24 protein-coding genes are annotated in these 25,521 nt (G+C 69.3%); 11 read left to right on the top strand and 13 right to left on the bottom strand.

The features are described from left to right. The coding region (locus tag VN779_RS00555) for a cbb3-type cytochrome c oxidase subunit I (protein WP_325719034.1) at nucleotides 1-1,428 on the bottom strand (1,428 nt) is incomplete at its 3' end. Continuing rightward, on the bottom strand, nucleotides 1,425-2,342 hold the full coding sequence (gene coxB, locus VN779_RS00550; RefSeq protein WP_325719032.1) for a cytochrome c oxidase subunit II: 918 nt from the start codon (nucleotides 2,340-2,342) through the stop codon (nucleotides 1,425-1,427). The genes coxB and VN779_RS00555, both read right to left, overlap by 4 nt. 411 nt (nucleotides 2,343-2,753) lie before the next feature. Here coxB and VN779_RS00545 point away from each other — a divergent pair, with 411 nt between their 5' ends. Beyond that, nucleotides 2,754-4,199, top strand: coding sequence for a cysteine desulfurase/sulfurtransferase TusA family protein (locus VN779_RS00545; protein ID WP_325719030.1), 1,446 nt, complete (start codon nucleotides 2,754-2,756; stop codon nucleotides 4,197-4,199). A gap of 208 nt (nucleotides 4,200-4,407) precedes the next feature. Next, nucleotides 4,408-4,959 (top strand): hypothetical protein, encoded by a 552-nt coding sequence (locus VN779_RS00540; protein WP_325719029.1) that lies wholly within the window; start codon nucleotides 4,408-4,410, stop codon nucleotides 4,957-4,959. 937 nt (nucleotides 4,960-5,896) lie between these two features. Here the strand turns inward: VN779_RS00540 and VN779_RS00535 are convergent. Both VN779_RS00535 and erpA read right to left on the bottom strand, forming a co-directional pair. Further along, nucleotides 5,897-6,616, bottom strand: coding sequence for a maleylpyruvate isomerase N-terminal domain-containing protein (locus tag VN779_RS00535; RefSeq protein ID WP_325719027.1), 720 nt, complete (start codon nucleotides 6,614-6,616; stop codon nucleotides 5,897-5,899). A 146-nt stretch (nucleotides 6,617-6,762) separates the two neighbouring features. Further along, nucleotides 6,763-7,119 (bottom strand): iron-sulfur cluster insertion protein ErpA, encoded by a 357-nt coding sequence (gene erpA, locus VN779_RS00530; RefSeq protein ID WP_325719025.1) that lies wholly within the window; start codon nucleotides 7,117-7,119, stop codon nucleotides 6,763-6,765. 229 nt (nucleotides 7,120-7,348) lie between these two features. Between erpA and nadA the strand changes: the two genes are divergently transcribed. Beyond that, a complete protein-coding gene (gene nadA, locus VN779_RS00525) occupies nucleotides 7,349-8,536 on the top strand; it encodes a quinolinate synthase NadA (RefSeq protein ID WP_325719023.1) in 1,188 nt (395 codons plus the stop codon). A gap of 8 nt (nucleotides 8,537-8,544) precedes the next feature. Here the strand turns inward: nadA and VN779_RS00520 are convergent, their stop codons facing one another. From VN779_RS00520 to VN779_RS00500, 5 genes are all read right to left on the bottom strand, one after another. Further along, a complete protein-coding gene (locus VN779_RS00520; RefSeq protein WP_325719021.1) occupies nucleotides 8,545-9,738 on the bottom strand; it encodes an endonuclease/exonuclease/phosphatase family protein in 1,194 nt (397 codons plus the stop codon). Nucleotides 9,739-9,941: 203 nt separating this feature from the next. Continuing rightward, nucleotides 9,942-10,511, bottom strand: coding sequence for a PspA-associated protein PspAB (gene pspAB / locus VN779_RS00515; RefSeq protein WP_325719019.1), 570 nt, complete (start codon nucleotides 10,509-10,511; stop codon nucleotides 9,942-9,944). A 63-nt stretch (nucleotides 10,512-10,574) separates the two neighbouring features. Continuing rightward, nucleotides 10,575-11,495 (bottom strand): zinc metalloprotease HtpX, encoded by a 921-nt coding sequence (htpX, locus tag VN779_RS00510; RefSeq protein ID WP_325719018.1) that lies wholly within the window; start codon nucleotides 11,493-11,495, stop codon nucleotides 10,575-10,577. 266 nt (nucleotides 11,496-11,761) lie between these two features. Next, nucleotides 11,762-12,040, bottom strand: a complete 279-nt coding sequence (gene pspAA, locus VN779_RS00505; protein ID WP_325719016.1) for a PspA-associated protein PspAA — start codon at nucleotides 12,038-12,040, stop codon at nucleotides 11,762-11,764. Continuing rightward, the gene (locus VN779_RS00500) at nucleotides 12,037-12,843 is read right to left on the bottom strand and encodes a PspA/IM30 family protein (RefSeq protein WP_325719013.1); all 807 of its coding nucleotides are present in this window, start codon (nucleotides 12,841-12,843) and stop codon (nucleotides 12,037-12,039) included. The genes pspAA and VN779_RS00500 overlap by 4 nt, the downstream gene beginning before the upstream one ends. 219 nt (nucleotides 12,844-13,062) lie before the next feature. On the opposite strand from VN779_RS00500, the gene VN779_RS00495 reads away from it, so the two are divergent. Then, nucleotides 13,063-13,674: a DUF3043 domain-containing protein gene (locus VN779_RS00495; protein WP_325719011.1), complete on the top strand. Its 612-nt coding sequence runs from the start codon at nucleotides 13,063-13,065 to the stop codon at nucleotides 13,672-13,674. Nucleotides 13,675-13,712: 38 nt separating this feature from the next. Then, nucleotides 13,713-14,708 (top strand): aldo/keto reductase family protein, encoded by a 996-nt coding sequence (locus tag VN779_RS00490; protein ID WP_325719009.1) that lies wholly within the window; start codon nucleotides 13,713-13,715, stop codon nucleotides 14,706-14,708. Nucleotides 14,709-14,763: 55 nt separating this feature from the next. Here the strand turns inward: VN779_RS00490 and VN779_RS00485 are convergent, their stop codons facing one another. Then, nucleotides 14,764-14,988, bottom strand: a complete 225-nt coding sequence (locus tag VN779_RS00485) for a hypothetical protein (RefSeq protein WP_324839075.1) — start codon at nucleotides 14,986-14,988, stop codon at nucleotides 14,764-14,766. Between the two features lie 29 nt (nucleotides 14,989-15,017). On the opposite strand from VN779_RS00485, the gene cobU reads away from it, so the two are divergent. The 3 genes from cobU to VN779_RS00470 are packed head-to-tail and all read left to right on the top strand — an operon-like array spanning nucleotide 15,018 to nucleotide 17,617. Then, nucleotides 15,018-15,623, top strand: coding sequence for a bifunctional adenosylcobinamide kinase/adenosylcobinamide-phosphate guanylyltransferase (cobU, locus tag VN779_RS00480; protein WP_325719007.1), 606 nt, complete (start codon nucleotides 15,018-15,020; stop codon nucleotides 15,621-15,623). Between the two features lie 12 nt (nucleotides 15,624-15,635). Further along, the gene (locus VN779_RS00475; protein WP_325719006.1) at nucleotides 15,636-16,730 is read left to right on the top strand and encodes a nicotinate-nucleotide--dimethylbenzimidazole phosphoribosyltransferase; all 1,095 of its coding nucleotides are present in this window, start codon (nucleotides 15,636-15,638) and stop codon (nucleotides 16,728-16,730) included. A 14-nt stretch (nucleotides 16,731-16,744) separates the two neighbouring features. Next, nucleotides 16,745-17,617: an adenosylcobinamide-GDP ribazoletransferase gene (locus tag VN779_RS00470; protein ID WP_325719004.1), complete on the top strand. Its 873-nt coding sequence runs from the start codon at nucleotides 16,745-16,747 to the stop codon at nucleotides 17,615-17,617. Nucleotides 17,618-17,647: 30 nt separating this feature from the next. On the opposite strand, the gene VN779_RS00465 is transcribed toward VN779_RS00470, so the two are convergent. Both VN779_RS00465 and gcvT read right to left on the bottom strand, forming a co-directional pair. After that, nucleotides 17,648-19,360 (bottom strand): hypothetical protein, encoded by a 1,713-nt coding sequence (locus VN779_RS00465; RefSeq protein ID WP_325719002.1) that lies wholly within the window; start codon nucleotides 19,358-19,360, stop codon nucleotides 17,648-17,650. 238 nt (nucleotides 19,361-19,598) lie between these two features. Continuing rightward, the gene (gene gcvT / locus VN779_RS00460; protein WP_325719001.1) at nucleotides 19,599-20,744 is read right to left on the bottom strand and encodes a glycine cleavage system aminomethyltransferase GcvT; all 1,146 of its coding nucleotides are present in this window, start codon (nucleotides 20,742-20,744) and stop codon (nucleotides 19,599-19,601) included. 157 nt (nucleotides 20,745-20,901) lie between these two features. Here gcvT and VN779_RS00455 point away from each other — a divergent pair, with 157 nt between their 5' ends. After that, the gene (locus tag VN779_RS00455) at nucleotides 20,902-22,428 is read left to right on the top strand and encodes a leucyl aminopeptidase (RefSeq protein WP_325718999.1); all 1,527 of its coding nucleotides are present in this window, start codon (nucleotides 20,902-20,904) and stop codon (nucleotides 22,426-22,428) included. A gap of 59 nt (nucleotides 22,429-22,487) precedes the next feature. Here the strand turns inward: VN779_RS00455 and VN779_RS00450 are convergent, their stop codons facing one another. Further along, nucleotides 22,488-22,829 carry a hypothetical protein gene (locus tag VN779_RS00450; protein WP_325718998.1) on the bottom strand — a complete coding sequence of 114 codons (342 nt, stop codon included), beginning with the start codon at nucleotides 22,827-22,829 and terminating at the stop codon, nucleotides 22,488-22,490. Between the two features lie 351 nt (nucleotides 22,830-23,180). On the opposite strand from VN779_RS00450, the gene lpdA reads away from it, so the two are divergent. Together lpdA and VN779_RS00440 are read left to right on the top strand one after the other, a co-directional pair. Further along, nucleotides 23,181-24,581: a dihydrolipoyl dehydrogenase gene (gene lpdA, locus VN779_RS00445; protein ID WP_325718996.1), complete on the top strand. Its 1,401-nt coding sequence runs from the start codon at nucleotides 23,181-23,183 to the stop codon at nucleotides 24,579-24,581. Between the two features lie 49 nt (nucleotides 24,582-24,630). Then, nucleotides 24,631-25,521: biotin/lipoyl-containing protein (locus VN779_RS00440; protein ID WP_325718994.1), on the top strand; the 891-nt coding region annotated here is incomplete at its 3' end.

Here is a 25,521-nt window from a genome sequence, read left to right as displayed (position 1 = left end):
CGTGGAGATCGTGTTCAGCGTCGTCCAGCCACTTGAGGCCATGTAGTCGGCGTAGCGCCGGGGCATGCCCTCCGCGCCGAGCCAGTGCTGCACCAGGAAGGTGGTGTGGAAGCCGATGAACAGCGTCCAGAAGTGGATCTTCCCGAGCCGTTCGTCGAGCATCTTCCCGGTCCACTTGGGCCACCAGAAGTAGAACCCGGCGAACATCGCGAACACCACGGTGCCGAACAGCACATAGTGGAAGTGCGCGACCACGAAGTAGGAGTCCTGCACCTGGAAGTCGATCGGCGGAGAGGCCAGCAGGATGCCGGTCAGGCCGCCGAACAGGAAGGTCACCAGGAAGCCCACCGACCACAGCAGCGGTGTGTCGAACGACAGCGAGCCGCGCCACATCGTGCCGATCCAGTTGAAGAACTTCACCCCGGTCGGCACCGCGATCAGGTAGGTCATGAACGCGAAGAACGGGAGCATGACGGCGCCGGTGGTGAACATGTGGTGCGCCCACACGGTCACCGACAGGCCGGCGATGGACATGGTCGCGAACACCAGGCCGCTGTAACCGAAGACCGGTTTGCGGCTGAACACCGGGAAGATCTCCGAGACGATGCCGAAGAACGGCAGCGCCACGATGTACACCTCGGGATGCCCGAAGAACCAGAACAGGTGCTGCCACAGGATCGCGCCGCCGTTGGCCGCGTCGAAGATGTGCGCCCCGAGGCGGCGGTCGATCTCCAGCGCGAACAGCGCGGCCGCCAGCACCGGGAAGGCCAGCAGCACCAGGACCGAGGTCAGCAGGGTGTTCCAGACGAAGATCGGCATCCGGAACATCGTCATGCCGGGCATGCGCATGGTGATGATCGTGGTGATGAAGTTCACCGAGCCGACGATCGTGCCGAAGCCGGAGAGGGCCAGGCCCATGATCCACAGGTCGCCGCCGACGCCCGGCGAGTGGATCGCGCTGGACAGCGGCGAGTAGGCGAACCAACCGAAGTCGGCCGCGCCCTGCGGGGTGAGGAAGCCGCTGACCGCGATCAGCGAGCCGAACAGGAACAGCCAGTAGGCGAACGCGTTCAGCCGCGGGAAGGCCACGTCAGGCGCGCCGATCTGCAGCGGCATGATCGCGTTGGCGAACCCGGCGAACAGCGGGGTCGCGAACATCAGCAGCATGATCGTGCCGTGCATCGTGAACGCCTGGTTGAACTGCTCGGGCGTCAGGATCTGCAGGCCGGGGCGGGCCAGCTCGGTGCGGATGAGCAACGCGAGCAGGCCGCCGAAGCCGAAGAAGATGCACGAGGTGATCAGGTACAGGAAGCCGATGACCTTGTGGTCGGTGGAGGTGATCCACTTGACCACGGTCGAACCGGGCTGCCGGGTGCGGTAAGCCGTCACCGAGGGGGTGGCGACCACCGGGTCGTTGATCGCGGTCACCAGGCCGTCCCTCCGGTCGAGTTCTTACCCTTGATGCCGTTCATCGGGCCGACACGGCACGGGATGCCGTTCTCCCCGACTCCGGCGTTCGGGCCGCAGCCGATCGGCAGCTGGCCGGTGTTGCCCTGCTGCTGAAGCTGCGCCAGGTGCGCCTTGTACTGGTCCGGCGGCACGACATCGACCCAGAACAGCATCCGGGAGTGGTCGACCCCGCACAGCTCGGCGCATTCGCCGATGAACTCGCCCTGCTTGGTCGGGGTCAGCTCGAACTGGTTGACCCGGCCCGGCACCACGTCCAGCTTGAACAGGAATGCCGGCACCCAGAAGGAGTGGATGACGTCCGGCGAGGTCAGGGTGAACTTGACCTTCTCGCCGAGCGGCAGGTACAGGTGCGGCGGCTGGCCGGGGGTGCCCGCTTCGTACACCGACGGGCCGCCGGCCGCGAACTGCTGACCGGTGGCGGCGTCGTAGTTGTAGTTGAACGACCAGCTCCACTGCCGGCCGACCACGTTGATGCTGGTCGACTGGTCCGGGGTGATCTTCAGCAGCTGCGACTCGTCCTTGGCGGTGAAGTAGAACAGCACCGCGACCATGATGGTCGGCACGGCCGTGTAGAGCAGCTCGATCGGGATGTTGTACTTCGTCTGCGGCGGCACCTCGATGCCGTGCCGGGAGCGCCGGTGGAAGAACGCCGTCCACAGGATCAGGCCCCACACCAGCGCGCCGACCGCGAAGGCGGCGATCCACGAACCCTGCCACAGGTGCAGGATGGTCGGGGCCTCGGCGCTGGCCGGGTCGGGGAAGCCGAGCCGGGTGAAGGAGTTGTTGGCGCAGCCCGAGGCCGCGACCAGGACGGCGCCGGCCAGCGCCGCGCGGGCGATCAGCCGCCGCTTCGCGGCCGGAGTGCCGCGCATTAGACGCTGCTTTGACGCGGGGGCCTGGCGCCCGCGAGCGGGATCGCTCAGCGCGCGCGGCCTGCGTTCGGAGCCGTACTGACTCAACGTACCCTTCCCGGAGTCTCGCCCTGCTCACCGGCGCCTCCGCGCCGTTGACAGCTCGGCCGCGGATCCCGGAGTGCGGGCAGGGGTTCAGTTCTGCGGCCAAACCCTACTCCAGCGCTTTGCGGCCTTAGCGGGCAGGTACCCCCCGGGCGAGAGGGGTCTGGCGCGGGCTCATGCGGACGGGCTAACCGGGCGGCGGATCGGACGGTTTCGCCGGAATTGCACGCGATGAGGCGGCGTCAGAACCGGTGAATCTCTGTCGTGCGCGCGCCGATCCGCAGCCGCCGGCTGGGACCGCCGGTTCCAGGCGGGTTGAATGACGTTATGAACTCGGTATTCCTGGACGCGGCCTCCGGCGAGCCGATGGACCCGGTGGCGCGCGAGGCGTATATGGCAGCGCTGGACGACGGCTGGGCCGACCCGGATCGGCTGTATCGCGAGGGTCGACGCGCCCGGATGCTGCTCGACGCGGCGCGCGAAGCGGTCGCGGAGGTACTGCGTGCGCGTCCGGACGAGACCGTGTTCACCGCCTCCGGAACAGCGGCGATCCATCTCGCGGTCGCCGGGCTCGCACAGGGCCGCTCGCGGATCAGCCGACGCATCCTCACCAGCGCGATCGAGCACTCGGCGGTTCTGCACGCGGCCGAGTTCACGGCGACGAGGCTCGGCGGTGAGCACGTGACCGTTCCGGTAACTCGGTTGGGCGAGCTGCGGACCGATGTTCTGGCGCAGAGCCTGAGCGGCGGCGCGGCGGTGCTCTGTATTCAATACGCCAATCACGAAGTGGGAACGATTCAGCCGATTGAGCGAGTCCGCGAACTTTTGTCGGCCGCCGCGTCAGGCGCCACTGGCTCGGTCCCTCTGGTCATGGATGCCTCCGCCGCGCTCGGCCACATGCCAATGCCCGAATCTGCGAACTGGGCAGTATTGTGCGGCTCGGCGCGGAAATGGGGCGGGCCGGCCGGGGTCGGGGTGTTGGCCGTGCGCAAGGGGACGAGGTTCGCCGCGGCCTGGCCGGAGGACGAACGTGAGCAGGGCCGCGCGCCGGGACCGGTTAATGTGCCCGCGATCCTGGCCGCAGCCGCCGCGTTGCGCGCCCGCGAAGCCGAGCGCGAGGCCATCGCCGCGCGTCACCGCGAGTTGGTTGACCGCATTCGGGCGCAGGTCGCCGCGACCGTGCCCGACGTAGAGATCGTCGGTGATCCCAGGCGACGCCTGCCCCACATCGTGACCTTCTCCTGCTTGTACGCCTCAGGCGAGGCGCTGCTGCTCGAATTGGATCGCGCGGGTTACTCAGTCTCATCGGGTTCCTCGTGCACCGCCTCGACCCTGACGCCTAGTCATGTACTGGAAGCAATGGGCGTGCTCAGCCACGGGAACCTGCGCATCTCGCTGCCGTGGCGGATCGCGGAAGAGGAGGTGGACCGGTTCCTCGGCGAGCTGCCTGGCGTAGTCGCGCGCGTCCGCGCCGAAGCCCCCTCCGCGGACTCCTCACCTACGGCACAACCGAACGCGTCAGGTACCGAGACGCCCGGCTCCGAAACCATCGACGCACTGGGCCTCATGTGCCCCATCCCGGTGATCGAACTGGCGAAGCGGATCGTGCATGTCCCGGTAGGCGGGACAATCAGGGTGCTGGCCGATGATCCGGCGGCGCGGCTCGACATCCCGGCGTGGAGTGAACTGCGGAAGCACAGTTACCTCGGTGAGCAGCCTGTTCCCGAGCGAGGTGAGCGCGCCGTCGCATATCTTGTGCGCCGCGAGCATTGACGGTCCGCCGCGCCGAAGCAGCGACCGGAAAGAATTCACCGATTCGGCGGAACCCGGCGCCGCCGCGCGCCGTCCAATCGGAGACTGACCTCACCCACAGTTCGAGGCAGTGGATTGAGCGGACAAACCGCGACAGGCTGAGCTGGCCCAACAAGCAGCGGCAGCTGGCGCGGACGACGACGTCAAACAGACAGAAGGACGGTTCGCGATGGTCCTCAGTGTCAGGAGAGGCAGCACGATCGCGGCGGCGCTGGCCGCGGCCGGGCTCGCCTCCACTCTGGCCGCCTGCGCGAGTAGCAACAGCGCCAGCCCGGCTGCGAACGGCGCGGGCTCGAGCACGGTCCAGTCCGTGCCGATACTGCCCGCGCACAGCCCCGTCGCCTCGCCGACCGGTTCAGTGCCGGTCAACCCGGGCGGCCGGATGAGCCCGGCCCCGGCTCCGAGTGGTTCAGCGGTGGCCCAGGTGACCGCGCCGCCGGCGAGCGCGAAGTACGTACCGATCGACCAGGAGTCCCAGTCCCCTGATGGACGGTCCCTCTACCTCCAGATCGAGGCGCGCGGCGGAGCGTGCGGCCAGTACGTGGTCGTGGTGAAGCAGACGGCGGCCGAAGTCGGCGTCGGCCTCGCTCAGCTGCCCGTACGTAAGGGCGTGATGTGCCCGATGTTCATCGGCCCGCGCACCTTCACGGCCAAGCTGGACAACCCGGTGGGCACGCGCACCGTGGTCGACCTGGCCAACGGCGCGCGGCTCGGCGGCTGACCTGGCCGACAAGGCGGACGCTGGTGACTCTTCGTGACAAAAGTCGCCCGAAAAATTCTTGCTCAGGAAGGGAACCAGCCTGGCGGTACGGCCGTTTAACTCTACAGAAGGCAGGAACACGCATTACACTCAGTGATGCAGGACTTGCTGATGGGGTGTCGGATGTAAAGACTCGCGCCCGCAGGGCTCTCCCCCCGGCCCTGCGGACGCTGTAGCGGATCCCGGGCAGCCATCCGTCGGCGCACGGATGCGGGATCCGGCGCACAAAGGCAGGGCCCCCGCCGTCATTTGTGGGTAGTGACGGTCGGGGGTCCTGCTGCGTGTCCGGAACATTGCAGCTCAGCGGCCGTTTTCGGGCCTCAGCCGAGGGAGCTTGGACGTCCAACGACGTCCCGTTGAATCCCACTGCCGAGCGTTGATCGCGACAAATGCGCGACAACGGCCGCGACCCCCGCCAGTAAGGTGTGCACTTGCGCGCTCTGATGAGCGCCACGAGAGGCACGCCGGGGGCGGGAATGGGCATGTGGCGGCAAGCGATAGTCGGCGCGGTGATCGCGATCGCGGCGGGGGTGTCGGCGGCGTGTAGCACGCCGAGTCCGGCGGCTGCCCCGAAGCGGTCCATCCCACCCGGCGTCTCCGCGTCCGCGTCGGCAAGTACTTCGCTCTCGGCTTCGGCGTCGCTTTCCCCGTCGCAGGCTTCGACGTCGAGGGTGGCGCAGCCCACGGCGACGCCGCACGCTGCGCACGGAAGCGTCCGTCCGGCGGCGAGCTCACCGTTGCCGGCGTGGGCGGTTTCGCATCAGCGGCCCAGCCCGGTGTGCGTGGGAGGGTGCGTGACTGTGGGGCAGCCAAATCTCAGTTCGAGCGCGCTGCCGCCGTACGTCCCCTCCACTGCGCGCGGCCCGCAGTAGAACGCCTCAGCGCGTCCCGCCATCCGTCAACAGAACAGCGGGAATCGGTCGGCCAGGGCACCAAGCTGCTGTCGCTCCGCCAGACTCAGCGGCGCGCGGCCGGTTCCTTTGCGCGCGTAGGTGGCGTCGTCCCAGTCGAGCGGCACAGGCTGGCCGAGAAGGCCGTCGAGGGTGCGGCGGACCTCAGCCAGGCCGCTCGGCGCCGGCATCATCGCCTCCACATCTGGCCCATCGCAGAGTGACGCGGCTAGATCGAGGTGGTGGATCGTCGCCTCGACCGCGAGCGTGCTGAGTAGGTCGCCGGCGGTGAGTACGTGGCCTTGGGTGGCGATCAACTCGTCCGGGTCCGCCTGCTTTGCGGCGTGAACCAGGGCTGTCGCCGTCTCCACGTACAGCTCGCTCAGCTGCTCCACGCGCAGGAACATGCTTGCCACGACGCGGATGAAGCGCCGGCCCGCCGCCGCGCCCACTGCGGTCGGATCCGGTTGCCAGTCAGCCCAGTACGTCACCGCGTCCCGATCCGCCGCGCGGCCCGTGAGCGTATGCGCAGGCGTATGAAGCGCGACCAAGCCGCGCTGCGCGTCTCCGAGGCAGTGGAACACCAGATCGCGCACGGACCAGCCGACGCACTCGGTGGGCAGCCAGGATCGTTCGTCGTTCATCGTGGCGACGGCCGCCGCGAACTGCTGGTAGGCCTCACCGACGAGGATGGCCTGCTGATGCGGCGACACCGTCTTGTTCGTCATGGACTCGCTACTTCCCGGGCCGGCGAGGCGCACCGCAGCACGTGAGATAGATCACAAAAAAACGGCGGCCGACGGAGGCTGGATCCTCCGTCGACCGCCGCTGCACGACTACTGGCCGCTCACGCGAGCGCGCGGCGACCGGGCTGCTAGTTGAAGCTCTCGCCGCAGGCGCAAGAGCCGGTGGCGTTCGGGTTGTCGATCGTGAAGCCCTGCTTCTCGATGGTGTCCACGAAGTCCACGGTCGCGCCGACCAGGTAGGGGGCGCTCATCCGGTCGGTCACGACCTTGACGCCGCCGAAGTCGGAGACCACGTCGCCATCCAGAGCGCGATCGTCGAAGTACAGCTGGTAGCGCAGACCGGAACAACCACCCGGCTGGACCTGGACGCGCAGCGAGAGGTCGTCGCGCCCTTCCTGGTCGAGCAGATTCTTGACCTTGCTCGCGGCGGTCTCAGTCAGGATGATGCCGTCCTGCTTGGTGGTGATGTCTACCTCAACCGTCATGCTGTCTGCCTGCCTTCAAAGTCCGCGGTAATCGGCTCGCAGGGTCAACGCGACCGCCCGGGCCGGATATTCCAGTGCCCCGCACGCCGTCTCCCCACTCCCCCTCCATGGTCGCACAGTCCGCGGCGGGCGGCGGCGTCCGCCGGGCGCACTGGGGTAGGATAGTTAGCGTCAGATAGACGATAAAGGCGCCGCCGCTCCGGCCGGCGCCGAGCCCGTGGGAGGCTCCGTGACCGTCACCACCGAAGCCGAAGGTGTCTTCGCCGAGCCTTCGGCGACGCCGCTGGCGCTGCTGCTGCTCGGACGGGCCGCCGACCCACGCAGCGAGCGGGGCGTCGAATGCCCCGGCGACCTGCCCGCGCCGAGCGATCCGGATCTGGTGCGGCGGGCGGCGGAGGCGAAGGCCAAGCTCGGCGACCGGGTATTCGTGCTCGGGCACCACTACCAGCGCGACGAGGTGGTGCAGTTCGCGGACGTGACCGGCGACTCGTTCAAGCTGGCCAGGGACGCGGCGGCGCGCCCGCAGGCCGAGTTCGTCGTGTTCTGCGGCGTGCACTTCATGGCCGAGTCCGCGGACATCCTCACCTCCTCGGACCAGCAGGTCGTACTCCCCGACCTGGCCGCAGGCTGCTCTATGGCCGACATGGCGACGGCGGAGCAGGTGGAGCAGTGCTGGGACTCGCTCACCGAGCTGGGCATCCAGCAGCGGGTGATCCCGGTGTCGTACATGAACTCCTCGGCGGACATCAAGGCGTTCACGGGACGGCACGGCGGCACGATCTGCACCTCCTCCAACGCCGAGCGTGCGCTGCGCTGGGCCTTCGAGCAGGGCGAGCAAGTGCTGTTCCTGCCTGACCAGCACCTCGGCCGCAACACCGCGGTCCGGGCGCTCGGACTCTCGCCGGACGACTGCGTGCTCTATAACCCCTATAAGCCGAACGGCGGACTGACGGACGATCAGTTGCGCGGCGCGAAGATGATTCTCTGGCGCGGGCACTGCTCGGTGCACGGCCGGTTCACCGCCGAGTGCGTGGACGAGGTGCGCGAGCGGATACCCGGCGTGAACGTCCTGGTGCACCCGGAATGCCGCTACGAGGTCGTGGAGAAGGCGGACTACGTCGGCTCGACCGAATACATCATCAAGACGCTCGACGCGGCGGAGCCCGGGACGTCCTGGGCGGTCGGCACCGAGCTGAATCTGGTGCGGCGCCTGGCGAACAAGCACACCGACAAGCAGATCGTCTTCCTGGACAAGTCGGTGTGCTACTGCTCCACGATGAACCGGATCGATCTGCCGCACCTGGTCTGGACGCTGGAGTCGCTGGCCGCCGGGAAGGTGGTCAACCGGATCACCGTGGACCCGGAGACCGCTCGCTACTCGCGGGTGGCGCTGGAGCAGATGCTGGCGTTGCCGTAGCCGCCGGACTACAAGTGCAGATCGATCTCGATAGGGAGATGCGACTTGCCGCCGGAGAGGGCGGGCAGCACCACTGAGCGCACCGGGGTACCGCCGCGCAGCAGCAGGTCGTCGAGGCGGACGACCGGGAACTCGGCCGGCCAGGTGAAGCCGAAGCCGCGGCCGGCCGCGGCTTGAGCTGACGTCAGCCCGAGGCCGGAACTCAGATCGGAGAACCGGCGATCGGTCTGCGCGACGTTTATGTCGCCGACGATGGCCAGCTTCGGTGCCTTATCCGCCGCGACGGTCTTCACTAGGCGCGCTACCGCTTCGTCACGCACCTTGGCAAAGCCCTGATCGCCGAGCACCGGCTGCGGAATGTGCACCACGTAAAGCACTAAGGCGCCTTCGGGCGTCGTCACGGTGACGCGCAGCGCTCCGACGACGACGTGCGGGACCGCCGCCACCAGGCTCGGGTTGCCAGTCGAGGCGGCCGTAGTCGTCGCCAGGTCGACCGCCCTGGTGTCCGCGATCGGATAGCGGCTCCAGATGCCGAACTCGTACTGCGTGACGTGGTAGCCGTACGCCGCGTTGAGGTTCTGCGTCGCCGAGGAGGCGGCGAGCGCGGGTGGCAGGTGTTGCAGAGCCACGATGTCGGCGTGCTGATTCGGCGCCAGTTGGCTCACGCCGCCCAGCTCGACGGTGGACGCGTTGACATCCTCGCTGACCACGCGCAGGTTCGACGGGATCGGGTCGCCACGCGGGAAGAGTTGCGGACCGTAGCCGCCGAGCCAGACCGCGGTGGCCACCAAGGTGGCGAACACGGCGCGCAGCGATCGGGCCGCGATGGCGGCGATCAGCAGCAGCGCGGTGGGCACCGCCAGCCAGGGCAGCCAGGTTTCCAGGAGCGAGGCGAGGCCGACGCTGTCCGGCAGGAACCGATGGCCGATCAGGAACGCGGCGATCAGCCAGGCGAGCACCGCGACCGCGGTGCCTATCTGCCGTCGCGCGGACGGCCAGGGACGGCGTTCCTCCTCGACGGGCTCGCGCGGCGGCGGAGCTGGGGGCTCCACGCCGTACGGGAGCGTCGGTTCGTAGCCGTAGACGTCGCTGGGATCCACACCGTCCTCGCCATTGCGCTGGCTCGGCAGGCTGTGCTGGCTCGGGAGAAGGGGAACCCCGTGCTCTACGCCGCCGGCTGCCCGATGCGGCTCGACCGACACTGCGTTTCCCTCCGCCACTCGCCGAAGACCGGCATGAGCGTATCTGCTGTGCGCCGTGCGGTGGCAAGCGCACGGCGGCAATCGTGGCAGAGGTGTGACGTGGTGACAGGGCTGCAACCGCGGGCGAGCAGGGGCAACGGATGACCGTCAGAGTGGCGGAAGGCGCACTGGCGAGGGTCAGACGCCCTCTCAGAGGGCGTCTCTCAAAGACCGGCGGCGCCCCACAGCGCCATCCACCGGGTCAGGTCCTTCTCCAGCGGCAGATCGGTGCCCACCTCGGTCTTGACCTGGAGTTCGAGCACGTTGTCCCGATGCGGCTCGCGTTGCGGCGCGAACGGGTAGAAGGTGCCCTTCTTGTACAGGTAGACCAGCGCCAGCTTGCGGCCCTGCGGGTCCTCGAAATAGATCAGGCTGCACAGCAGGTACGGCCCGAAGCCGTTGTCCTGCAACGAGGAGTTGACCGCGTGCACGTCGGTGACCAGGTCGGAGAGCTGCTCCGAGTCGCGGCGCACCAGCAACCAGGTGAAGCCGTACTTGTCCTTCGAGGCCTCGACCTTCGGACCGTCAAAGCCCTCGATCAGTTGCTCGACGTCCGCTTCCACCTGCGCGAAAGCGCCGCCCTCCGCCTTGCGGTAGCAGACCGCGCCGTAGCCGGTGGGCTTGAAGCCGAGCGAGACTTCAAGGGTGAGCGCGGCGTTCGGCACCGCGAACAGGTGGTCCAGGTTGGGCTGCACCGGCTTGGTGCGGCCGAGCAGCGTGTCGAGGAATCCCATAGTGGGCGGGCCCCCTGCTAGTCGAAGGTGGGTCGAGGCGGGCGGTGAGACCGAGCCGGAAGGTCAGTGGCCGAGCTGCCGGGAGATCTTGGCCAGCTGCTCGATCCGCTTCTCGGTGCTCGGGTGCGAGGAGAACAGCGTCTTCGCGTTCTCCCGGTTGAACGCCGGGGTGAAGTAGAAGGCGTTGAACGGCTCGGCCTGGCGCAGGTCCTGGGTCGGGATCTTCGCCACGTCCCCGGTGATCTTCTGCAGCGCGGAGGCCAGCGCCGAGGGGTTGCCGGTCAGCAGCGCGCCGGCCCGGTCCGCGGCCAGCTCGCGGTAACGGGAGAGGGCCATGGTCAGCAGGAACGAGATCGCGTAGGTGACCATCGAGACCAGCAGGATGATCAGCTGGATCGGCACGCCGCCGTCCCGGTCGTCGCGCCGGTCGCCGCCGAGGCCGAACCAGAACGCCATCCGGGCCACCAGTCCGGCCAGGATGCCGAGGAAGGAGGCGATCGTGATGACCAGCACGTCACGGTGCGCAACGTGGGAGAGCTCGTGCGCGAGTACGCCCTCGAACTCCTGCTCGGTCAGCCGGCCGGTGCGCCACTGGTCGTACATCCCGGTGGTCACGCAGATGACCGCGTTGTTGGGGTTGCGGCCGGTGGCGAAGGCGTTCGGCATCGGCGTCTCGGCGACGGCGACCCGGGGCTTGGGCATGTCAGCCATCGCGCACAGCCGGTCCACCACGCCGTGCAGTTCGGGGTACTGCTCCGGGGTCACTTCGCGGGCGCCCATCGCGAAGGCCGCGATCTTGTCCGAGAAGAAGAACTGCAGGAACAAGATCACGCCGGCGATGACCAGCACCACCGGCAGGCTGCGGGCGGGCACGAAAGCGATGAGGGCCGCGACGAACGCCACGGCCAGCGCGCCGATGAGGAACATGACGAAGACCATGCGGGAGGTGAGTCCCCGATCTGGCGCGAACCTCGTCCTGGCCACGGGTTTAGCCGTCCTTCCGAAAACGTCCGGTCTGCTTGTGCACCGACGTTGCCTGTGAACCGGCGCGGGTTCTGCGCCGGCCTTGCTCTCGGACCGGCGACGCTTCCCGAGCGACAGGGCTCGATCAATCGAGCCGGTCCATGCTGCTTATCCGGCACAACGCCCTGTCGGGCGGGGAAGTTCCCCGCCCGCACGACGCCGGGTGACGTGTGAGTGCGCGCCGCGGCTCACCGACCGCGCCGCGCAACCGCATCACGCCCGGGGCGTCAGCCCGGGATCAGCCCGTCGCTGGAGAGCAGGTCACGCACCTCGTCGAGCGAGGAGTCCGCGCTCGGCAGGATGAAGTCGCTCGGCTTGATCTCCTCGACCGGCAGCGGCGTGCCGAGTTCGCGCACCTTGTCCAGCAGCGAGTCCATGGCGGCGCGGAACTTTGCCTCCTCGCCGTCGCGGACCGCGGTCATCAGCTCGTCGTCGAGCTTGTTCAGCTCGTCGAGGGCGCCCTGCTCCAGCGTGAGCTGGCCCTCGCCGAGGATGCGGACGATCACTTGGAGTCGCCCTCCTTGACCTCTTCCGCGTCCTGGATCGCACCCGGCTTGGCCACCCCGGAGGCGCCGGCCTCGAGCTGCTTGGTGGATCCGCCGGCCAGTTCGAGCTTCATCCGCTCGAGCTCGCTGTCCACGCCGGTGCCGCTGGAGAGCCGGTTGAGCTCGGCGTCGATGTCGTCGCCGGTGGTCAGCGCCGCCAGCGGGTCGTCGAGCGCGCCGGTGGCGGTCAGCTCGGTCATCGCGTCGGCGCGGGCCTGCAGCTGCGCGGTCTTGTCCTGCGCGCGCTGTATGGCCATGCCGACGTCGCCCATCTCCTCCGAGATGCCGGTCAGCGTCTCGGCGATCCGGGTCTGCGCCTGGGCCGCGGTGTAGTTGGCCTTGATGGTCTCCTTCTGCGTGCGGAAGGCGTCCACCTTGGCCTGCGCGTTCTTCACGGCCCTGGTCAGGTTCTCTTCCTGCTTGACCAGGTTCTCGTGCTGCGGGGTGAGCGTGGAGATCTGCTGCTGCACCTCGGAGCGGCGGGTGAGGGCGTCGCGGGCCAGGTCCTCGCGACCCATCTCCAGCGCCCTGCGAGCCTGCAGCTCGCGCTTGTCGGCGTCCTGCTGTACCTGCTTGATCTGCAGCTCGATCCGCTTGCGCGCCGTGGCGACGTCCGCGAGCGAGCGGCGCAGCTGGGTCATGTTCTCCAACTGCTTCTGGTACGCGTAGTCCAGTGTCTCGCGCGGATCTTCGTACTTGTCCAAGGCCTTGTTCGCCTTGGACTTGAAGATCAAGGACATGCGCTTCATGACTCCGTCGGCCATGGGCCCTCCAGGTCCCCCTTCAGCTGCGCCGTGCGGCGTGCTCTTGTGGTCAGTGCCCACGATAGTTCTTTGCGTCCGCGCTGGGCCAACCAAACCGCCCTAGTGAAACAGCGATTGGCCGCGCGAGGACCTTCGGCGCGGCGCACATTGCCCGGCGTCGCGATACGCCGCGGCGAGCGCGGGTTATGTGCCCGGCCGTAGACCGTTTACGCTTCCCTCGTGTTCCGACGACGTTCCGACGACCAGGCGGTGGCCGACGCCACGCCCGAAGACTCCATGCCCGGATCGATGTCCGCCGATGAGCGCTACGACCGGTCGAAGGCTCGCCCGACGCCGACCAGGCGCGAGGCGGAGGCCGCACGCAAGGCTCGGCTCGGGCGGATGCCGCTCGACCCGAAGGATCGGCGGCGCGCCGAACGCTCCGTGCGCAACCAGTCGTACCAGAAGCAGCGGCAGGCGCTTCGGAGCGGGGACGCGAAGAACTTCCCGGCCCGCGACCAGGGTCCGGCGCGCGCGTTCATCCGCGACTATGTGGACGGCCGGCTGCGGATGCTGGAGTTCCTGATGCCGATCGTCGTCGTGGCCTGGTTCACCCTGATCCTGCGCAGCACGTCGATTTACATCTACGCGTCCTTCGCGATGGAGCTCGTGGTCGTCGTCGGGATCGTCTTCGGCATCATGCTGAACTTCCGGATCAAGCGGGAGGTTCGGGCACGCTTCGGCGAGGAGCACGTGCGTGGTTCGGGCTTCTACGCGTTCTCGCGTGCCGCGATGCCGCGTTTCCTGCGCCAGCCGCGTCCGTCAGTGACCTTTACGGGTAAGGCCAAGTAAGACGGTGTAACGCACCGAAGCGGGGATAGGTTGGGCTCATGGAGTTCCGACACTTAGGCCGCAGCGGCCTCGTCATCAGCGAAATCGCGTACGGCAACTGGATTACCCACGGCAGTCAGGTCGAGGCGGACGCGGCGCACGCCTGCGTGCACGCCGCCCTCGAAGCCGGGATCACGACCTTCGACACGGCCGACGTCTACGCCGGCACCAAGGCTGAAACCGTACTCGGCGACGCGCTCAAGGGTCAGCGCCGGGAAGGTCTGGAGATCTTCACCAAGGTCTTCTGGCCGACCGGTCCGGGCCGCAACGACCGCGGTCTGTCCCGCAAGCACATCCTCGAGTCGATCAACGGCTCGCTGCGTAGGCTCCAGACCGACTACGTCGATCTGTACCAGGCGCACCGGTACGACAATTCGACGCCGCTCGAAGAGACCATGCTGGCTTTCGCCGATGTCGTTCGCTCGGGTAAGGCGCTGTACATCGGCGTGTCCGAGTGGAAGGCCTCGGAGATCCGAGCGGCGGCTGATCTGGCCAGGCAGCTCGGGGTGCCGCTGATCTCCTCGCAGCCGCAGTACAGCATGTTGTGGCGGGTGATCGAGGCCGAGGTCGTGCCGGCCTGTGAGGAGCTGGGTCTCGGCCAGATCGTCTGGTCACCGATCGCGCAGGGTGTGCTGACCGGCAAGTACCTGCCCGGCCAGGCTCCGCCCGCCGGTTCGCGGGCCACCGACGCGGTGGGCGGCAACTTCGTGCGTGACCTGCTCGACGACGAGGTGCTCACGCGGGTGCAGCAGCTCAAGCCGCTGGCGCAGGAATCCGGTCTGACGATGGCTCAGCTAGCCGTGGCCTGGGTGCTGCAGAACCGGAACGTCTCCGCGGCGATCATCGGAGCGTCCCGGCCCGAGCAGGTCGAGGAAAACGTCAAGGCGGCCGGCGTAAAGCTGGACGAGGGTCTGCTCAAGCAGATCGACGAGATCCTCGATCCGGTGGTGCGGCGCGACCCGAGGCTGACGACGTCACCGGCCAAGCGGCCGTAGCACTCGGTCAATCGCTGCTGGTGTTCGCTGCCGGTATCGCGACTGCCACCGCTGCCTACGCGGGCGGCGACTCCTGGAGGGACATGGGGCCGTACACCACGACCCCGTCCTCCAGGAGGGTGACCTGCTCGACCTCGGCGGCCAGCAGTTCGGGCCAGTTCTCGCCGATCCAGCTCTCCGCGTCACCCTGGGTCGAGAAGGCGGCGTGCTCGCCCTCGACCGGGACGATGGGCTCGACCTCTGTACCCGAAGCGTTCTCGTACCGCCATGTGAAAGCCATGGCCCATACCTTAGCTAGGCGGCGAGCGGATGCATTCTCGGACACAGGCATGGCATGCCCTTGTGCTCGGCGGGGCGAGGTCGGGAAAGTCCGCGTTCGCCGAGCGGCTGCTCATCGAGGACGAGGAAGTTCTTTACGCGGCAACTGCCCCGCGCTACGAAGGCGACGCCGAGTGGGCCGAGCGGATCGCGCGGCACCGCACCAGACGGCCGCCGACGTGGCAGACGGTGGAATTTGGTGAGTCGCCGGCGCAGCTCGCTGACTTGTTGCTCACGGCCGATCGAACGATTCTGGTCGACTCCCTCACGCTCTGGCTTACCGCGGCGATGGATGCGGTAGGCGCTTGGGACGACGAAGCGTGGCGTGAGGGCAAGCCGCGCGCTGCACTCGGCCGCCTGGTATCCGGCCTCGTCGATGCGTATTCGAATTCGGCGCGTTCGGTGGTCGTGGTGAGCGACGAGGTGGGGTTGAGCGTGGTCCCGGAGTCGGCCGGTACCCGGCGCTTCCGGGACGAGCTCGGCGCGTTGAACCAGGCGCTCGCGGCGGCCGCGGATGAGGTGGCGCTGGTCGTGGCGGGGATCGCGGTGCGATTGAAGCCCGGGTCCCAGGACGCCCGCTTCGGGGTCACGTACTAGGCTCGCGGGACGATGGACACGACAGAGCTGGAGAAGTTCGCCGAGGGTGTGCTGCGGCCGGATGAGGCCGCGCGCGAGGCGGCGCGGTCGCGCTGGGCCGAGACGGTGGCGCTGCCGCCGCGTTCCTTCGGGCGGATCGAGACGTTGGCGCAGTGGCTCGCGGCGGTCCAGGGCAGTTGCCCGCCCCGCCCGCTGGAGCGCGCCCGAGTAGTGCTGTTCGCCGGGGATCACGGGATCGCGCAGCACGGCGTGAGCGCCAATCCGCCGGAGGCCACCGCGGCGATGCTGCGCCGGATCGTCCAGGGCGGAGGGCCGGTTCAGGCGCTCGCCAGGGCGCATCAGGCATCGGTGCGGGTGATCGACGTCTCGGTGGACTGCGACGCCTTCGATTTCGCCGATCTGCCGCCTGAGGTGTACGCCGGGCGGATCCGGCGGGGCACCGGACGGATCGATCAGGAGCCTGCTTGCACGCGGGAGGAGGCGGCCGCCGCGTTCCGGATCGGGATCGCGGTCGCGGACGCCGAGATCGACTCGGGTGCGGATCTGCTCATTCCGTCGCTGATCGGCGTCGGGCACTCGACTCCGGCCGGTGTGCTCATCGGCGTGCTGACCGGCACGGACGCCGCGGCGGTGACCGGACGCGGCAGCGGGATCGACGACAACGCGTGGGTCCGCAAGTGCGCGGCGGTGCGTGATGCGATGCGCGCGGCGCGTCCGGTGATCGCGGACCAGATCGAGTTGCTGGCGACCGTGGCGGGCCCGGACTTCGCGGCGCTGACCGGCTTCATGATGCAGGCGGCGATCCGCAAGACCCCGGTGCTGCTCGACGGGATCGGCAGCGCGGCCTGTGCGGTGCTGGCCCAGCGCATCGCGTTCCGGACACCTGACTGGCTGCTGGCCGCGCACATGTCGCCGGAGCCGGCGTATCAGAAGGCGATCGACCGGCTCGGGCTTGAACCGCTGCTGGACTTCAAGGTGCGTGCGGACGGCGGTTGCGCAGCCCTGCTGGCGCTGCCGCTGCTGCGGTCGGCGGTGACGATCCTCGCCGAAACCGGTTCTTACGCGCAGGAAGGTCTCCCCGAGCCGCTGATGCGGTCGCGACTTTAACGAGGCGATGAGCAGTGAGCACGAGTGCTGATGCGGGCCGAGACGGGGGGATAGCGGAAACAGGCTCGGAGGACGCGGCGCACGCGGGCCGGGTCGCGAGCCATACCCGCCGCGCGGAGCGGGTATCCGGCGGGCTGCGCCTCGCTATCAGCACTCTGACGATCTGGCGGGCCGGGGCGCCGCGAGCCGATGCCGCCGCCGTGCGCGTCGCGATGACGGCGGCACCTGCGGTCGGCCTCGGCCTCGGCGCCGTCGCGGCCGGATCGGCGCAGCTCGCGGACTGGCTGACCGGCTCGCCGCTGATCGCCGCGGTGATCGCGGTGGCCGCGTTGGCGGCGCAGACGCGGGCGCTGCACCTGGACGGATTGGCGGACACCGCGGACGGTCTGGGCTCGAACAAGCCGGCCGAGCAGGCGCTCGCCTTGATGAAGCACTCCGATATCGGGCCGTTTGGCGTGGTGACGCTGGTCCTGGTGCTCGGGGTGCAAATCAGTGGCCTGGCAGCGAGTTTCGCGATTCATCGCGGCCCGGTGGCGGTGATCGTCGCGGCGATGGCCGGGCGGCTCGCTATCACGGCCGGCTGCACCGAGCCGATCCCGTCGGCGCGGCCCGGCGGCCTGGGCTCGTGGGTCGCCGGCTGCGTTCGCGTGCGGACCGCGGTGGTCGCCGGGATCGTCGTGGCGATCGTCGCCGGCGCGCTCGGGCTGATCGTCGACCCGCAGACGGCCGCGCTCGCCGCCGCTGCGGTTGCGCTCGGCCTCGCGGCCGCGCTGGTGCTGCTCGCCCGGTGCATCGACCGGCTCGGCGGAATCACCGGCGACGTGCTCGGGGCGCTGGTCGAGACGAGCGCGGCGGTCGCCACGCTCGTGGTGGCCGTGCGCTTCTAGAACATTTTTAGTCGATCGTCCCCAGCGCGACTACGAGCACTGATCGGCGTACAGATCGCCGGATGCGGTGGCCGCGGTAGCGTTCGGCGCGGAATTCGCCGAGGCCGAGACAGTCACCTGTGATGTCAGCAGCCTGCTGCCGGAGGAACAGTATTGCAGGACCGTCGCGGTGTCGGTCAGCGTGTACATCGTCTTGCCGGACAGGGAAAAGCGGTCCGTCTGTGTACCGTCCCCGGCCTGCGCGCTGTTCGTGTCGGTGAAGGCGACGGTGACGGTGATCGGTGCGGTGCCGGAGGTGTGCACGTCAATCGTCGCCACGGCCTTGCTTTTCTGCTGGCTGTCGTATCCGAGGCCGGCGATGAACAGTTCGGTGATTTTCGTGCCCGGCGCGGTGTTTCCGGCGACGTTCGAAACCGCGGTGCTCGAGTTGATCAGGGCCGTGTCGCTGACCGCCTCGGCCGGCCCGGCGTTCGGCAGATCCTTCGCCGCCCGATTCGGCGCATTGGCGCCCGCGCGCGCGTCCGCCGACGGGTTCAGCACGGCCCGGCCCGGAGTCGACGAGGAGGAAAGACCGAGCAGGATCAGGGCGAGGCCGAAGGCGAGCAGGAAGGCGATCAGGGGTATGAGATACCGGGTGTACTTCGGCCCGAGGTGACCGCCGGCCGCATGGTTGCCGGAGCCGCGCGCGCCGGGGCTGCCCGACCACAGTTCGGCCAGCTGCGAGCGCGCCTGCCGCATGACGTCGGCCGAAGCGACCAGGCGCTGCCTGCTGCGGCGCTCGCGCGGGGCTCCGGCGTGCCAGCCGCGGATCGACCAGCGGTGGTCGGTGTAGCCGGTGGGCCGGAATTCCAGGAAGCGGCGGCGCGAGGAGCGATGGTCCCTGGTCGCGATGGCCAGTCTTTCCCGCCCCCGGCCGTCCCAGCCCGCGTCGAAACTGTCCGCCGCGACCCGCTCCAACGCGCGGGACATGAGCGAGGCGGTGCGGGAGGCGGGCGCCTGCGCGGCCTCGTCGTCCAGCGGCGTCGTCTCCGCCGCCTCGGGGTCGGCATCAGCGCCGGCTTCGACGAGCGCGTCGTAGAGCCGTGCGGCGACACCCTCCAGTTCGCCGTGGGCGAAGTATCCGCTCCGTGTGCCGCGCTCTGGCGCACTCCGTCCCGCGGTCAGGCAGGTGACCAGCAGGTCGCCGACCATCTCCAGGTCGGCGGCCATAGCAGCGGCCGGATCTGTGTACTCCGGACGCGTCACGAGCCCGACGTCCACAAGCACGCAGTTGCCATTCGGCTCGACGATCACGTGATCGGCGTCCGGAGAGCGGTGCGCGACTCCGCGCGTGTGCAGGGCGTCGAGCGCGGCAAGCACGTCCGTGATGACGGCGGAGGCGGTCTGCACGTCAAGGCCGCGAGGCAGTTGCGCGAGAACCTTCGAAAGGCGTACTCCGGTCACGTGCCGACAGACTGTCGCGACGATCTGTCCCGCCGCGTCGACCACGTAGCTCAGCGGCGGCGCGAGGCGCGGATCGCTCAGGCCCGCCATCGCCGCGCTCTCGGCCGGATAGCCGTATTGGAAGCCGGGGTCCAGGGCCAGTGCCGCGTCCAAGCAGCGCATGACGGACAGGATGCCGAGTTCGTCACGCAGCACGACGAGACCGCCGGCGTTGGTCGCGGCAGCGCCGATAACCGGACCCATACCCGTCGCGGTGTCCGCTGTCTCCGCTATACCGTGGCGCGCCGTTGTCGTGGCCACTCGCACCTCCAGAACCAGAAAGGCGTTCCTGCGAACGCCGGAAAAGCACCGCCAGCATCACCATGAAGTCGGCATCTGTCTAGTGCCAGGCGTACGATCACTCGATCGGGTGAGGTATGCCGGAATTGAGACACCCACATGGGATGTGAACACTGACCCGACTAGGAATCAGATCTCGGATAAGCGCGGCCGCTGAGCACTGATGCGACCGGCTGATTTCGCAGGCCGCGGCTCCAGTTTATCGGGTGGATGGGGTCACGAACGGCGGCTTGGTCACCTCGAAAGCCACGCGTCGGCCGCGCACATCGAGATATACCGTGTCCCCTTCGGCGGTGGCGGGCGGCAGCAGGGCCAGCGCGATGCCGATTTTGAGCGAGGGCGAGAACGTGCCGCTGGTCACCTCGCCGATCACGGCGCCCTCATCGAGCCCTGGCTTGTCGAACACCGCCATATGCGGGCGCGGAATGGCTCGCTCCACCTGCCGCAGGCCCCACAGCAGCCGGCGCGGCCCGGCCGCCTTTTCGGCCAGCAGCGGCTCGCGGCCCCAGAAGGCCTCCTTCTTCCAACCCACGGCCCAACCCGCCCGCGCCTGCACCGGGGTGATTTCAAGGGAGAGGTCCTGGCCGTGCAGCGGATATCCCATCTCTGTGCGCAGCGTGTCGCGGGCGCCGAGGCCGCAGGGCTTAATGTCGAAAGGCTCGCCCGCGCGCAGAATGGCGCCCCACAATGCGTCCGCGTCCTGCCAGCGGCAGACAAGTTCGTACCCGTGTTCACCGGTGTAACCGGTGCGGCACACCGTCAGCGGCTTACCGTTCCAGGCGGCACTGGCGAACGCCATGTAGTCGTGGTCCGCGGGCAGACCGAGCGCCTTGAGCAGATCCGCCGAGCGCGGGCCCTGCACGGCCAGCACCGCGAAATCCGAGTGCTGGTTCGTGACCGTGATTCCGGCCGGGGCGGCCGCGGCCAGGCGCCGGACGACCTCGGCGGTGTTGGCCGCGTTCGGGATGAGGAAGATCTCCTCCGGCGATTTCACGTAGGCGATCAGGTCGTCCACTACGCCGCCGGTCGCCTCGTCGCAGGCGAGGGTGTACTGCGCGCGGCCGGGTCCGATCCGGCGCAGGTCGTTGGCCAGCGTGGCGTTGACGAAGTCGAACGCGGTCAGGCCGCTGCCGTCGGTCGCGCGGCCGGCCACCGTGGCCTTGCCGAGGTGGCTGACGTCGAACAGGCCAACTCCAGTGCGCACCGCGGCGTGCTCGCCGACGACGCCGGAGTACTCGATCGGCATCTGCCAGCCGCCGAAGTCGGCCAGCTTCGCGCCGAGGGCGACATGCCGGGCGTGCAGCGGCGAGGTGAGCAGGGACGGCGAGGGCGGCGTCGATGACATGCCGCCGAGCCTACCGTCCACTATTCGGGACGGCCCCGCGGCGCGGGCCCGCGCGCCATAGCGGGGAAACCCGATACCGCGGGGGAACCCGGTCCACCGCCCCCGGCGTGCGGTTACGATGCCGCCAACTCCCACAATCCTCAGGACAGGACTAGACGTGACCAGGATCTCACTGCAATCCGGCCCGGTGGCCGGAGTCGAAGCCGACGCGCTCGTCATCGGCGTCTATCAAGGCGAGGACGGCGTGGTGCTCGCGCCAGGAGCCGAGCCGCTGGACGAGGCGTTCGACGGCCGGCTCGCGCAGATCCTGAAGTCGCTGGGAGCGACCGGGGCCGCGGAGGAGGTGACCCGGGTCCCGGCGAACGGCTCGCTGGCCGCCACGGTCGTGGTGGGCCTCGGGCTCGGCTCGGCCGGTGACGGCGAGGTGGTCGGCGTGACCGGTCTCGAGGACCTGCGGCGCGCGGCCGGCTCCGCGCTGCGTTCGCTGGCCGGGCTCGGCAAGGTCGCGCTGGTGACGCCGGTCGCGGGCGCCGAGGTCGTGGAGGCCACCGCGCTCGGCGCGGCGCTCGCCGCGTACTCCTATGACGGGTTCAAGACCGGCGATCCGGCTGACCGCAAGGCCCCGGTGCGGGAGGTCGTGCTCGTGACAGACGCCGAGCCGAATTCCGACGCGGTCGCGGCCGGCGAGCGCGCGCAGGTGGTCGCCGACGCGGTGAAGGCCGCGCGTGACCTGATCAACACACCGCCCTCGCACCTTTACCCCCAAGCCTTCGCTGACTCGGTCACCTCGGCGGTCGGCGCGGCCGAGATCGACGGGCTGACGATCGAAGTCCTCGACGACGCGGCGCTGCGCGAGGGCGGCTACGGCGGCCTGATCGGCGTCGGGCAGGGTTCGACCCGACCGCCGCGCCTGGTGAAACTGACCTACGCGCACCCTGACGCGGAGCGCTCGCTGGCCTTCGTAGGTAAGGGCATCACCTTTGACACCGGCGGCATCTCGCTCAAGCCGTCCAACGCGATGGAAACGATGAAGTGCGACATGTCGGGCGCCGCCGCGGTCGTCCAGGCGGTGCTCGCGATCGCGAAGCTCGGCCTGCCGGTGAAGGCGACCGCGTGGGCGGCGCTGGCCGAGAACATGCCGGGCGGGAACGCGATCCGGCCGTCCGACGTGCTGCGCATGTACGGCGGCAAGACCGTGGAGGTGCTCAACACCGACGCCGAGGGCCGGCTGGTGCTCGCGGACGCGATCGTGCGGGCGGGCGAGGAGCAGCCGGACGCGATCGTGGACGTCGCGACGCTGACCGGCGCACAGGTGCTGGCGCTCGGCCACCGCACCGGCGCGGTCATGGCCAATGACGAGGAGTTCCGCACCCAGATCGAGTCGGCGGCCGAGCGGGCCGGCGAAGACCTCTGGCCGATGCCGCTGCCCGCGCATCTGCGCAAGACGATGGACTCGGACGTGGCCGACATCGCGAACATGGGCGACCGCATGGGCGGCATGCTTGTCGCGGGGATCTTCCTCAAGGAGTTCGTGCCAGAGGGCGTGCTGTGGGCGCACCTGGACATCGCCGGTCCGGCTTACAACACCGTCGCGCCATTCGGGTACACCCCCAAGGGCGGCACAGGGTATGCGGTACGGACCCTGGTTCAGCTCGCTCAGGACGCTGCCGACGGGTTGCTGTAACGCACCCTAGAAATCTGACTGAATTTCAGGGAGTGCAGGCTCGGGTCCGGCGGGGCGCATCACGGCTCCCGCCTGGCCCGCGTCTCTGCCGCGATCCGCGCGCTCCAGTCGCGCATGCGTTGCGGATAGCCGACGACCATCGCGTCATACGCGGGAATGCCCAGACGGTGCGCGAGCTGGTGAGCGGCCTGCGGGCCAGGTACCCGGCGCCTGGTCCACTCGCCGTCCGCCGCGACCAGCACCACTGTGGTTTCTGTCACAGCCGTGCGCGGCTCGACGAAGGCCTCTACTCCGCCGCGCGAACGGGCGAATCGGGCCAGATGCGCTTCGTCCTCACGCAGATCGCGGCCGTATCCGGCGCCGCCACCTGCGGACCTTCCCCTGCGGCTGAACAACGCCACCTTCCATCACCTCGTTGAGTTCGGCCGGTCGCGACCGGATTGCGGACGAGCGCGTTCGCTGTACCACCAGGTAGACGCAGCGAGCCCCTCAACGGTGGCCACGCCGGTTGGCCATGCGCAACCGCGCCCTCCCGGACCGCACTAAGCTGGCGCCGTACCAAACAAACCATCCCGGCCGGCCCGTAACCCGGCAGCCGGGGCGGCGGTCGCCGAGAGGCCCCCCACCTGCGCGGGTGGCAGGATGCTTGTCAGTGTGCCATCCCGGAGCGTCCCGGCGATCCGGAATCAGGCCATCCGGCTGCGTATGGCGGACTCGGGCGGCGCACACGCGAAGACGCGAGGAGACGACAAGTGGCTGACGCCGGGAATGTGTTCGACGTAGTGATCCTCGGCGGCGGGTCCGGCGGGTACGCCTGCGCCTTCCGCGCCGCCGACCTGGGCATGAACGTGGCCCTGATCGAGAAGGCCGAGGTGGGCGGCACCTGCCTGCACCGCGGCTGCATCCCCACCAAGGCGCTGCTGCACGCGGCCGAAGTCGCCGACCTGGCCCGCGAGGGCGCGTCGTTCGGCGTGCAGAGCCAGCTCAACGGCATCGACATGGCCGGGGTCAACAGCTACAAGGACGGCGTGGTCGGCCAGCTGTACAAGGGCTTGCAGGGCATTGTGAAGGCCCGCAAGATCACCTTCGTGGCCGGCGAGGGCGTGCTGAGCGCGCCCAATCAGGTGACTGTGAACGGCGAGACCTACACCGGCCGCAACATCGTGCTGGCAACCGGTTCGGTACCCAAGTCGCTGCCCGGCCTGAATATCGACGGCGACCGGATCATCAGCAGCGACCACGCGCTCAAGCTCGATCGCGTCCCGGGCTCGGTCGTCGTGCTCGGCGGCGGCGTCATCGGCTGCGAATTCGCCTCGGTCTGGAAGTCCTTCGGCGCCGAGGTCACCATCATCGAGGCGCTGCCGCACCTGGTGCCGCTGGAGGACGAGAACAACTCGAAGCTGCTGGAGCGCGCGTTCCGCCGCCGCGGCATCAAGTTCGAGCTCGGCAACCGGTTCTCCGGGGTCGAATACACAGAGACCGGCGTGCGCGTCTCGACCGAGAACGGTAAGAGCTTCGACGCGGAGCTGCTGCTGGTCGCGGTCGGCCGCGGCCCGGTGTCCGCGAACCTCGGCTTCGAGCAGGCCGGCGTGATCGTGGACCGCGGCTATGTGAAGGTCAACGAGTTCTGCCAGACCTCCGCTCCGGGCGTGTACGCGGTCGGCGACCTCATCCCGACCCTGCAACTCGCGCACGTCGGCTTCGGCGAGGGCATCCTGGTCGCCGAGCACATCGCCGGGCTGAACCCGCGCCCGATCGACTACGACGGCGTGCCGCGCGTGACGTACTCGCAGCCTGAGGTCGCCTCCTGCGGGATCTCCGAGGCCATCGCCAAGGAGCGGTACGGCGCGGACCACGTGAAGACGTTCAACTACAACCTCGCGGGCAACGGCAAGAGCAAGATCCTCAAGACCCAGGGCGAGGTCAAGCTGGTGCAGATCACCGGCGTCGCGGGCGAGGACGACCGGGTGGTCGGCGTGCACATCGTCGCGGACCGGGCCGGCGAGCTGGTGGCCGAGGCGCAGCTGATCTACAACTGGGACGCCACGCCGGGCGACGTCGCGCAGTTCGTGCACGCCCACCCGACGCAAGGCGAGGCGCTGGGCGAGGCGCACATGGCCTTGGCCGGCAAGCCGCTGCACGTGCACGACTGAGAGTCCCCTTCCACGGACCCGAGAACGTAGGTAGTCAGGAGAGAAACTCATGCCGACATCAGTAACGATGCCCGCGCTCGGCGAGTCGGTCACCGAGGGCACCGTCACTCGGTGGCTGAAGAAGGAAGGGGAGACGGTCGAGGTCGACGAGCCGCTGCTGGAAGTCTCCACCGACAAGGTAGACACCGAGATCCCCTCCCCCGCCGCCGGCGTGGTGCTGTCGATCAAGGTGGCCGAGGACGAGACGGTCGAGGTCGGCGCGGAGCTGGCCGTGATCGGCGGTCCCGGCGACGCTCCGGCGCCCGCCGCCTCGGCTCCCGCGCAGGAGGCCCCCGCGGCCGCGCCCGCACCGGCCGCCGCTCCGGAACCCGCACCCGCACCCGCCCCCGCCCAGGCCCCGCAGCCCGAGCAGGCGGCTCCCGCCCCGGCACCAGCCGGTCCCGCTCCCGCGGCTCCGTCCGGTCCGGCCAGCGGCACTCCGGTGGTGCTCCCGGCGCTCGGCGAGTCGGTGACTGAGGGCACTGTCACCCGCTGGCTGAAGTCGGTCGGCGACAGCGTCGACGCGGACGAGCCGCTGCTCGAAGTCTCCACCGACAAGGTGGACACCGAGATCCCCTCCCCCGCCGCCGGCGTGGTCGTGGCGATCAACGTGGCCGAGGACGAGACCGTCGCGGTCGGCACCACGCTGGCAGTCATCGGCGCTCCGGGTTCGTCTCCCGCGGCCGCCGCACCGGCGCCGCAGCCCGCTCCGGTCGCGGTCGTTCCGACGCCGCCTCAGGCTCAGGCACCTGCTCCCGCGGCTCCGGCTCCGCAGCAGGCTCCGGCCCCCGCGGTCGCGCCGGACCCGGCCCCCGCGCCGGTCCCGGCTCCGGCCCCGCCGACGCCGACTCCGGCCGCCCCGGCGCCCGCCGCCGTGGCTACCGCTACGGCTCCGCAGCCC

Source organism: Actinocrinis sp. (assembly GCF_035605935.1).
Lineage (GTDB): Bacteria > Actinomycetota > Actinomycetes > Streptomycetales > Catenulisporaceae > Actinocrinis.
This window is presented reverse-complemented; position numbering and strand designations above follow the sequence as displayed.

Coding starts and splice junctions, on each gene's coding strand:
- erpA (WP_325719025.1), bottom strand. CDS start 7,119: ATGACGGTTGAGGTAGACATCACCACCAAGCAGGACGGCATCATCCTG.
- pspAB (WP_325719019.1), bottom strand. CDS start 10,511: ATGGGATTCCTCGACACGCTGCTCGGCCGCACCAAGCCGGTGCAGCCC.
- VN779_RS00545 (WP_325719030.1), top strand. CDS start 2,754: ATGAACTCGGTATTCCTGGACGCGGCCTCCGGCGAGCCGATGGACCCG.
- VN779_RS00485 (WP_324839075.1), bottom strand. CDS start 14,988: ATGGCTTTCACATGGCGGTACGAGAACGCTTCGGGTACAGAGGTCGAG.
- gcvT (WP_325719001.1), bottom strand. CDS start 20,744: ATGTCATCGACGCCGCCCTCGCCGTCCCTGCTCACCTCGCCGCTGCAC.
- cobU (WP_325719007.1), top strand. CDS start 15,018: ATGCATTCTCGGACACAGGCATGGCATGCCCTTGTGCTCGGCGGGGCG.
- coxB (WP_325719032.1), bottom strand. CDS start 2,342: ATGCGCGGCACTCCGGCCGCGAAGCGGCGGCTGATCGCCCGCGCGGCG.
- VN779_RS00490 (WP_325719009.1), top strand. CDS start 13,713: ATGGAGTTCCGACACTTAGGCCGCAGCGGCCTCGTCATCAGCGAAATC.
- VN779_RS00475 (WP_325719006.1), top strand. CDS start 15,636: ATGGACACGACAGAGCTGGAGAAGTTCGCCGAGGGTGTGCTGCGGCCG.
- VN779_RS00500 (WP_325719013.1), bottom strand. CDS start 12,843: ATGGCCGACGGAGTCATGAAGCGCATGTCCTTGATCTTCAAGTCCAAG.
- VN779_RS00540 (WP_325719029.1), top strand. CDS start 4,408: ATGGTCCTCAGTGTCAGGAGAGGCAGCACGATCGCGGCGGCGCTGGCC.
- VN779_RS00535 (WP_325719027.1), bottom strand. CDS start 6,616: ATGACGAACAAGACGGTGTCGCCGCATCAGCAGGCCATCCTCGTCGGT.